The organism is Arsenicicoccus sp. UBA6765 (assembly GCF_002453335.1).
GTDB classification, from domain to species: domain Bacteria; phylum Actinomycetota; class Actinomycetes; order Actinomycetales; family Dermatophilaceae; genus Arsenicicoccus; species Arsenicicoccus bolidensis.
The window spans coordinates 1-7,135 of the sequence record NZ_DKGR01000055.1; the positions used below are offsets into that span (position 1 = coordinate 1).

Genomic DNA, 7,135 nt, shown 5'->3' on the forward strand with positions numbered 1-7,135 from the left:
CATTGGGAGACACGCCCTAGCCTCGAGGCCATGACCTCGGACCCTCACCCGCCGACCGTGCGGCGCCTCCAGGGGGCGCTGCACGGTCTGGTCGTGGTGCTGCTGGCCGTGGCCGCGGTGCGCGGCCTGGTCCTCGGGTCCTCGCCCGCCCTCGTCACCCTCGCCTCGGTGGTCCTGCTCGGCTGGTATGCCGTCGGCGCCGGCCTGGCCCGGCGAGCCGCACCCGCGCCTGCGTCTGGCGCTGGCGCTGCCGGCGAGGCGGAGCGAGGCGGACGGCGCTCCTCGGCGCTGGTGTGGATGGGCGTCCTCGTGGGGCTCTGGGCCGTGGTCGTGCTGGTGGTGTCGCCCGAGTTCTCCTGGCTGGCCTTCCCGTTCATCCTGATCGGCGTCCTGGTGCTGCCGCCCCTGGTCGCCCACCCGCTGGCCGCCGCGATGACGGTGGTGGTGGTCGTCGCGCAGCTGCGCGGGGCCGGTCCGGAGTCGCTGCGCGCCGGCATGGTGCTCGGGCCGGTGCTCGGGGCGCTGGTCGCGATCGGGACGGGTGCCGCCTACCTGCGGGTGCTCCGAGAGAGCGAGGACCGCCGGCGCCTCGTCGAGCAGCTCGTCGCCGCCCAGGACGACCTGGTGGCCGTGCACGACGAGCTCGCCGCCACCCAGCGCGAGGCCGGGGTCGCCACCGAGCGCACCCGCATCGCCCGCGACATCCACGACACCCTTGCCCAGGGCCTGAGCTCGATCGTGCTGCTGTCCCGCGCCGCTGCGGCCGACCCCGCCTCGCGCGAACCCCTGCTCGCGCAGATCGAGGCCACCGCCGTCGACAACCTCGAGGAGGCCCGCCGCGTCGTCGCCGCCCTCACGCCGTCCGCGCTGGAGCAGGCGCCGTTGCCCGCCGCGATCGGGCGGCTCCTCGAGCGGCTGGGCGCGCAGTCCGGCATACGCACGACCCTGCACGTCGACGGCGACGCCCGGACCATCCCGACCACGGTCGAGGTCGCGCTCCTGCGCGTGGCACAGTCGGCGCTCGCCAACGTGCGGCTCCACTCCGGCGCCTCCCGGGTCGTCGTCACCATCTCGTATGCCGACACCTCCGTCTCGCTGGACGTCCTCGACGACGGGAGGGGCTTCGACGAGTCCCGGCTGGCGTCGGCGCCGCTGGGAGGCACGGGATTCGGTCTGCGCGCGATGCGCTCGCGCCTCACCGAGCTGGGCGGGCGGCTCGACGTCGAGTCAGCCCCTGGCGACGGCACCGCGATCGCGGCTACCGTCCCCCTCTCGACCCCTCACCGGCAGGAGCAGCCATGACCGTGCGCGTCCTGGTCGTCGACGACCACCCGGTCGTGCGGGCCGGGCTGCGCGCCCTGCTGGCGGTCGACGCCCGGGTCGACGTGGTGGGCGAGGCCGCCTCCGGCGAGGAGGCGCTCGTCGTGGCGCGCGCCCGGCGGCCCGACGTCGTCCTCATGGACCTGCAGCTCGGCGCGGGGCTCGACGGGGTCGCCGCCACCCGCGCGCTGCGCGCCGACCCGGACGGTCCGCGTGTGCTGATCCTCACGACCTACGACACCGACGCCGACATCGTCCGCGCGGTCGAGGCGGGGGCGGCGGGCTACCTGCTCAAGGACACGCCGCCCGCCACGCTGGTCGCCGCTGTCGAGCGTGCGGCCCGGGGGGAGACGGTCCTGGCGCCGCGCGCGGCCGAGGTGCTGGTCGGGCACATGCGGGACCCGCGCCCGGCGTTGTCCGACCGCGAGGCGCAGGTGCTCGCGCGCGTCGCGGCGGGCCACAGCAACCGCGAGATCGCGCGCGAGCTGCTGATCAGCGAGGCCACCGTCAAGACCCACCTGGTCCACGTCTTCGACAAGCTCGGGGTGGACTCGCGGACGGCGGCCGTGGCGGTGGCGCGGGAGCAGGGGCTCCTGCGCTGACGGCCTCACGGCCTCACGGCCTCACGGCACGACGGCTGACGGCCTGACGGCAGACGCGACGGGTCAGGCGCCGACGACGAGGCTCACGCCGAGCGCGATCATCACGACGGCGATCACCAGGTCCAGGACCTGCCACGCCCGGGGCTTGGCGAACAGTGGCCGCAACCAGCGGGCGCCATACCCGAGGGCGGTGAACCACAGCAGCGACCCGGCCATCGCGCCGAGCCCGAACCACCACCGCCCGTCCCGCCCGTGCGTGGCGGACAGCGACCCGAGCATGACGACCGTGTCGAGGTAGACGTGCGGGTTGAGCCAGGTGAAGGCCACCGTGGTCATCACCGCGGCGCGCAGGCCGTTGACGCCGCGCTCCTCGGCGGTGAGGCTGCCCGGGTGGCGGGCGGCCAGGGCGGTGCGGATCCCGAACTGCACCAAGAAGATCGCGCCGCCCCAGCGGGCCAGCGTGACGACGGTCGGGTGGGAGGTGATGAGGGCGCCCACGCCCGCGACGCCCGCGAGGATCAGCACGGCGTCGGACAGCGCGCAGATCGCGACGATCACGCCGACGTGCTGCCGGAGCAGTCCCTGTCGCAGCACGAAGGCGTTCTGGGCGCCGATGGCCACGATCAGACCGAGTCCGGTGAGGAGGCCGACGACGGCGGAGTGCAGGGGAGACATGACGACGACGCTAGGCCGGGCACGCGATGCAGTCCAACGACAGTTCCTACGGAATCATTAGAGTGACTTCATGCACGCGGACTCCCACCAGCTCGCCGCCCTGCTCGCCGTGGTCGACGAGGGCAGCTTCGAGGCGGCGGCGGACGAGCTGCGCGTGACGCCCTCGGCGGTCAGCCAGCGCATCAAGGCCCTGGAGCGCCGGGTCGGCCAGGTCGTCGTGCAGCGCACCCGGCCCTGCCGGCCCACCTCGACCGGCGAGGTCCTGGTCCGTATGGCGCGGCAGCTGGCGCTCCTCGAGGCCGAGGCAGGCGCCGCGCTCACCGCCCAGTCGACCGCGACCACCATCGCGATCGCCCTCAACGCGGACTCGCTCGCCACGTGGGCGCGGGACGTCCTCGTCGAGGCGGCCGAGGCCGGTGACATCGGCCTCGAGCTGCACGTCGAGGACCAGGACCACAGCCTCGAGCTGCTCCGCGCCGGAAGGGTTCTCGCCGCTCTGACCGCCGACCCCGTTGCGGTGCAGGGCTGCTCGGTCACCGAGCTGCTACCGATGCGCTACGTCCCGGTCGCGACCCGGTGGCTGTGGGAGCGGCACGAGCGAGACCTGTCCCGGATGCCGGTGGTGAGGTTCAACGACAAGGACTACCTGCAGGACGGCGTGCTGCGCGAGCTCGGCGTGACCGCAACGGGACTCGTGCACACCGTGCCATCGACCGAGGACTTCGCGATGGCGGTGCGGTGCGGGCTGGGGTGGGGCGCGCTGCCGGTCGCGCAGCTGGGGCGACGCGACGACCTGGTGGAGGTGGCGCCCGGGCACGACGTGCTGGTCCCGCTCTACTGGCAGCGGTGGCGGATCGACTCGGCCGTCCTGGACCGCGTCACCGAGTGGGTCGTGTCGGCCTCGCGCACCCCCACCCCCACCCCCGCCCCTCCACGATCGTGAGCGTTTCGTCCAACATTCTTGGAGCAAACACTCACGATCTTGGGAGCAGGGGTCAGGGGGTGAGTGCGGCCTCGATGATGCGGGCGACCCCGTCCTCGTCGTTGGCCGCGCACCCGTCCGACGCCGCCTCCACCGCAGCGGGATGCGCCCCCGCGACGGCAAAGCTGCGACCGGCCCAGCTCAGCATCGGCACGTCGTTGGGCATGTCGCCGAAGGTCCAGACCTCGGCCGACGACACGTCGTGGTCGGCGCACCAGCGTTGCAGGGCAGTGGCCTTCGTGACGCCGAGGGCGGTCATCTCGGCCAGCCCCGGAGCGCCGGAGTAGGCCAGGTGCACGTCCTCGCCCACGAGCGCCGTCGCCCGCTCGACGAACTCCTCGGGCCCGAGCCGGGGGTGCCGGGCGATGAGCTTGCCCGGGAGCTCGTCCTCGAGCAGCTCCTCCAGGACGGCCACCCGGCGGGCGTCGTCGACCACGGTGCCGTCCGGAGCCCGCAGGTCGCGCAGCGCCGGCTCGATGCCGAGCCCGGACCGCCCCTCGACGCCGAAGCCGATGCCCGGCAAGGAAGCTCGCAGCCGTGACGCCACGTCCAGCGTGACCTCGGCGGGGATGGTCTGCTCCGCCACCACGGCGTCGACGTGAGCGTCGTAGACGAATGCCCCGTTGCTGCAGAGCACCACGCCGTGCGCGCCCACCTGCTCGCGAAAGGCCTTCATCCACCGCGGTGGTCGGGCCGTCACCACGATCACCGTGCAGCCCGCGGCCTCGGCGGCGGCGATGGCGGACGCGGTGCGCGGCGACAGCGTGCCGTCGGTGCGCAGCAGCGTCCCGTCGAAGTCGGTCGCGAAGACGCGGGGACGGTTCGGCATACGGCTCACTCTCCCACGCGAAGCCCTCACAGGAAGGGCACAGAGACGACCAACGACCGCCACAGAGCCGCGCGATGAAGTGAGGACAACGCAGCACGGAACCCACGAGATCAAGGAGCACGCCATGGGATTCAGCGCACTCGGTCGATCGAGGCTGGCCGCCGCGCCCGCCCTCGCCGCCATGATGCTCGTCGGCGGTGCGGCCGCAGCACAGGCTGCGCCCGGCCCGCGGGCCGGCCACCGCACCGTCGCGGTCACCACGCAGGCCCCGGAGACGGCGTCGTATGGCGGAGGGACCAACCGCCGGTTCGCGGGGACCGTCACGAGCCTCGACGACATCCGCCAGGTGGTGTCGTGAACGCCGTCCGGCGGACCGGTGCCCGCCGCATCCGCCAGGCCACCGCGACCCTGACCGGCGTGGGAGTGGCCGTCGCCGCAGCGGCCATCGGCCTGACGACGATCCCTGACGACTCGTCCGCGCCCGCCTCGACCGTCGCGGCCTCCTCGCAGGTGGCCGGCCAGACGACCGGCTCCACCGCCTCCTCCAGCTCGACATCCACCGCTGACACCGCTGACGCCGCTGACAGCGCGAGCAGCACGGACGGCGCGTCGTCCTCGGGCCTGACCGCGGCCCAGGGGGCACCGGCGGCCCACTCGTCGGGCAGCTGACGGCATACCCACCAGACCTCGAAAGGCCCTGCCATGCAGACGATCTCCGACCCCCGCGGACCCGCCCTCGAGTGGGCCATGTGGTCGACCACCATGCGCCTCGTCACGTCCGAGGAGCGCGCGCTGCCCGCCGCGAAGCGCCTCGTGGACCACGAGCTGCAGGGCGTCGAGCTGGCAGCCAGCAGGTTCCGCCACGACTCCGAGGTCGCGCGGCTGGCCCGGTCCGGCGGCCGACCCGTCCGGGTGAGCCCGACCATGCTCGCGCTGACCGAGGCCGCCGTCGCCGCGGCCGTCGTCACGGACGGCGCCTGCGACCCGACGGTGGGCACCGCGCTGGAGCGGCTGGGCTACGGCCGCGACCTGGAGGGCGTCGGCCGCGTGATCCCGACCGCGCACGGCACGATCCGCCTCGTCGAGCGTCCGGCACCCGGGTGGCGTCGGGTGCGGATCGACCGCGCGGCCGGCACCGTCACCGTCCCCGCCGACGTCACGCTCGACCTCGGCGCGACCGCCAAGGCCTGGGCCGCGGACCGGTGCGCCCGCATCGTCGCCGAGCAGCTCGGCACCGGCGTGCTGGTGGCGCTCGGTGGTGATATCGCCACGGCCGGACCCGCTCCCGCCCCTGGCTGGACGGTGTCCGTGCAGGACCTGCCCGACGACCCCGCCGCCCTGGTCAGCCTGCCGTCCGGCTGGTCGATGGCCACCTCCTCGACGCGCCGACGCCGCTGGCAGGTCGAGGGCCGCGAGCTCAACCACATCCTCGACCCCGCCACGTCGCTCCCTGTCGTGCCGCACTGGTCCTCGGCCAGCGTCGCCGCCCCGAGCTGCGTCCTCGCCAACGCCTGGTCGACCGCCGCCCTGGTCGCAGGCCCGACCGCCCCCGGGCTGCTGGCCGGCGCCCAGGTGCAGGCCCGGCTGCTCGACCTGCAGGGTGACGTGACCTACGTCGGGGGCTGGCCCGCGGACGCCGAGGGTGTGACCGAGCAGCAGGCCCGCACGTCCGGTGCGGCGGTCGCGTCATGAACGAAGCACTCTGGGCACTCGGCCGCGGCACCGGCGTCAGCACCCTCGTGCTGCTCACCGTGTCGATGGTGCTGGGGATCCTGACCAGCGGCGGCTTCCGGCACCGCGAGCTGCCGAGGTTCGCGCTCACCGAGATCCACCGGCGGGCCTCGCTGGCCGCCACGGGATTCCTGGTCCTGCACGTCCTCTCGCTGTGGCTGGACTCCGAGGCCCAGCTCAATGCCGTGGACCTGCTCGTCCCCTTCCTCAACGCGGCCAACCCCCTGTGGTGGGGCCTCGGGACGCTCGCCGTCGACCTGCTGCTCGTGGTCGTCGTGAGCAGCCTGGTCCGCAAGCACCTGTCCTACGCCGTATGGCGGGGGCTGCACTGGCTCGCCTACGCGATGTGGCCGGTCGCGGTGCTGCACTCCGTGGGCGGGGGCACCGACTCCGCCACCTGGTGGCTGCGGCTCACCGCCATCGTCTGCTGCGCGGCCGTAGGGGGAGCCCTCGGCTACCGGCTCGTGGGCCGGGCGCCGTCGTCCAGGGCGGTGCGTCGGACCGCGCCGAGGCTCGTCGAGATCCCGGAGCCCCGGACGCCTGACGGCCGGCTCGTCTGCGCCAAGGCCGACCCCGCGACCCACAACCCCGCCCCCGGCACCCTCACCAGCGCCGTCACCAGCACCCCCCAGGAGAACCTCTCATGAGCACCAGGTCTCGCGGTTCGCAGTCGATCCGCACCGCCACCGCGGTCCTCGCCGGCACCGGCGTGGGCGTCGCGGCCGCCGTCGGCGGCATCGTCGCCGCGCAGGGTGGGGCGGCTGCCGCGTCCGGGCAGCAGCCTCAGACCGCCCAGCAGGTGCAGCCCCAGCAGCTCCAGCAGCAAGGTGGCGTGCAGCAGCTGCCCGGCATACCCGGTCGGTCGCAAGGCCAGGTCGACCAGCAGGGCCAGCTCGACCAGCAGGACCAGCAGGGTCTGGTGCCCGGTCAAGGCCCCGCCCTGGGCCGCAGCTCCGGCAGCTGAGGGGCCTCAGACGCCGAGTGGTCACATCCCGA

Annotated in this window: 10 protein-coding genes; 8 read left to right on the forward strand and 2 right to left on the reverse strand. The window is 74.2% G+C overall.

The window, feature by feature from the left end; all coding sequences use genetic code 11:
- Nucleotides 1–30: 30 nt before the first annotated feature.
- The gene (locus B4K29_RS14525) at nt 31–1,302 is read left to right on the forward strand and encodes a sensor histidine kinase (RefSeq protein ID WP_286967900.1); all 1,272 of its coding nucleotides are present in this window, start codon (nt 31–33) and stop codon (nt 1,300–1,302) included.
- Complete coding sequence (locus B4K29_RS14530; protein WP_029212938.1) at nt 1,299–1,922, forward strand: response regulator; 624 nt, start codon at nt 1,299–1,301, stop codon at nt 1,920–1,922. The genes B4K29_RS14525 and B4K29_RS14530 overlap by 4 nt, the downstream gene beginning before the upstream one ends.
- 63 nt (nt 1,923–1,985) lie before the next feature.
- Here B4K29_RS14530 and B4K29_RS14535 read toward each other — a convergent pair whose 3' ends face one another.
- Nucleotides 1,986–2,597 (reverse strand): LysE/ArgO family amino acid transporter, encoded by a 612-nt coding sequence (locus tag B4K29_RS14535; RefSeq protein WP_286967902.1) that lies wholly within the window; start codon nt 2,595–2,597, stop codon nt 1,986–1,988.
- 70 nt (nt 2,598–2,667) lie between these two features.
- On the opposite strand from B4K29_RS14535, the gene B4K29_RS14540 reads away from it, so the two are divergent.
- Entirely contained in the window at nt 2,668–3,540 is an 873-nt protein-coding gene (locus B4K29_RS14540) for an ArgP/LysG family DNA-binding transcriptional regulator (RefSeq protein ID WP_286967904.1), read from the forward strand.
- Between the two features lie 52 nt (nt 3,541–3,592).
- Here the strand turns inward: B4K29_RS14540 and B4K29_RS14545 are convergent, their stop codons facing one another.
- Entirely contained in the window at nt 3,593–4,408 is an 816-nt protein-coding gene (locus B4K29_RS14545; RefSeq protein WP_029212849.1) for an HAD family hydrolase, read from the reverse strand.
- Between the two features lie 124 nt (nt 4,409–4,532).
- Here B4K29_RS14545 and B4K29_RS14550 point away from each other — a divergent pair, with 124 nt between their 5' ends.
- From B4K29_RS14550 to B4K29_RS14570, 5 genes are read left to right on the forward strand one after another with little or no spacing between them, the layout of a single operon-like run.
- Nucleotides 4,533–4,766, forward strand: a complete 234-nt coding sequence (locus B4K29_RS14550; protein ID WP_029212848.1) for a hypothetical protein — start codon at nt 4,533–4,535, stop codon at nt 4,764–4,766.
- Nucleotides 4,763–5,077, forward strand: a complete 315-nt coding sequence (locus B4K29_RS14555; RefSeq protein ID WP_286967906.1) for a hypothetical protein — start codon at nt 4,763–4,765, stop codon at nt 5,075–5,077. The genes B4K29_RS14550 and B4K29_RS14555 overlap by 4 nt, the downstream gene beginning before the upstream one ends.
- A gap of 33 nt (nt 5,078–5,110) precedes the next feature.
- Complete coding sequence (locus B4K29_RS14560) at nt 5,111–6,100, forward strand: FAD:protein FMN transferase (RefSeq protein ID WP_286967908.1); 990 nt, start codon at nt 5,111–5,113, stop codon at nt 6,098–6,100.
- Nucleotides 6,097–6,786, forward strand: coding sequence for a ferric reductase-like transmembrane domain-containing protein (locus tag B4K29_RS14565; protein WP_029212845.1), 690 nt, complete (start codon nt 6,097–6,099; stop codon nt 6,784–6,786). Before B4K29_RS14560 ends, B4K29_RS14565 begins: the two co-directional genes overlap by 4 nt.
- Nucleotides 6,783–7,103, forward strand: coding sequence for a hypothetical protein (locus B4K29_RS14570; protein WP_019285224.1), 321 nt, complete (start codon nt 6,783–6,785; stop codon nt 7,101–7,103). The genes B4K29_RS14565 and B4K29_RS14570 overlap by 4 nt, the downstream gene beginning before the upstream one ends.
- The last annotated feature ends 32 nt before the right edge of the window (nt 7,104–7,135 follow it).

Excerpts from the sequence above, each read along its gene's own strand:
- B4K29_RS14525 (WP_286967900.1), top strand. The coding sequence starts at position 31 with ATGACCTCGGACCCTCACCCGCCGACCGTGCGGCGCCTCCAGGGGGCG.
- B4K29_RS14530 (WP_029212938.1), top strand. The coding sequence starts at position 1,299 with ATGACCGTGCGCGTCCTGGTCGTCGACGACCACCCGGTCGTGCGGGCC.
- B4K29_RS14535 (WP_286967902.1), bottom strand. The coding sequence starts at position 2,597 with ATGTCTCCCCTGCACTCCGCCGTCGTCGGCCTCCTCACCGGACTCGGT.
- B4K29_RS14540 (WP_286967904.1), top strand. The coding sequence starts at position 2,668 with ATGCACGCGGACTCCCACCAGCTCGCCGCCCTGCTCGCCGTGGTCGAC.
- B4K29_RS14545 (WP_029212849.1), bottom strand. The coding sequence starts at position 4,408 with ATGCCGAACCGTCCCCGCGTCTTCGCGACCGACTTCGACGGGACGCTG.
- B4K29_RS14550 (WP_029212848.1), top strand. The coding sequence starts at position 4,533 with ATGGGATTCAGCGCACTCGGTCGATCGAGGCTGGCCGCCGCGCCCGCC.
- B4K29_RS14560 (WP_286967908.1), top strand. The coding sequence starts at position 5,111 with ATGCAGACGATCTCCGACCCCCGCGGACCCGCCCTCGAGTGGGCCATG.
- B4K29_RS14565 (WP_029212845.1), top strand. The coding sequence starts at position 6,097 with ATGAACGAAGCACTCTGGGCACTCGGCCGCGGCACCGGCGTCAGCACC.
- B4K29_RS14570 (WP_019285224.1), top strand. The coding sequence starts at position 6,783 with ATGAGCACCAGGTCTCGCGGTTCGCAGTCGATCCGCACCGCCACCGCG.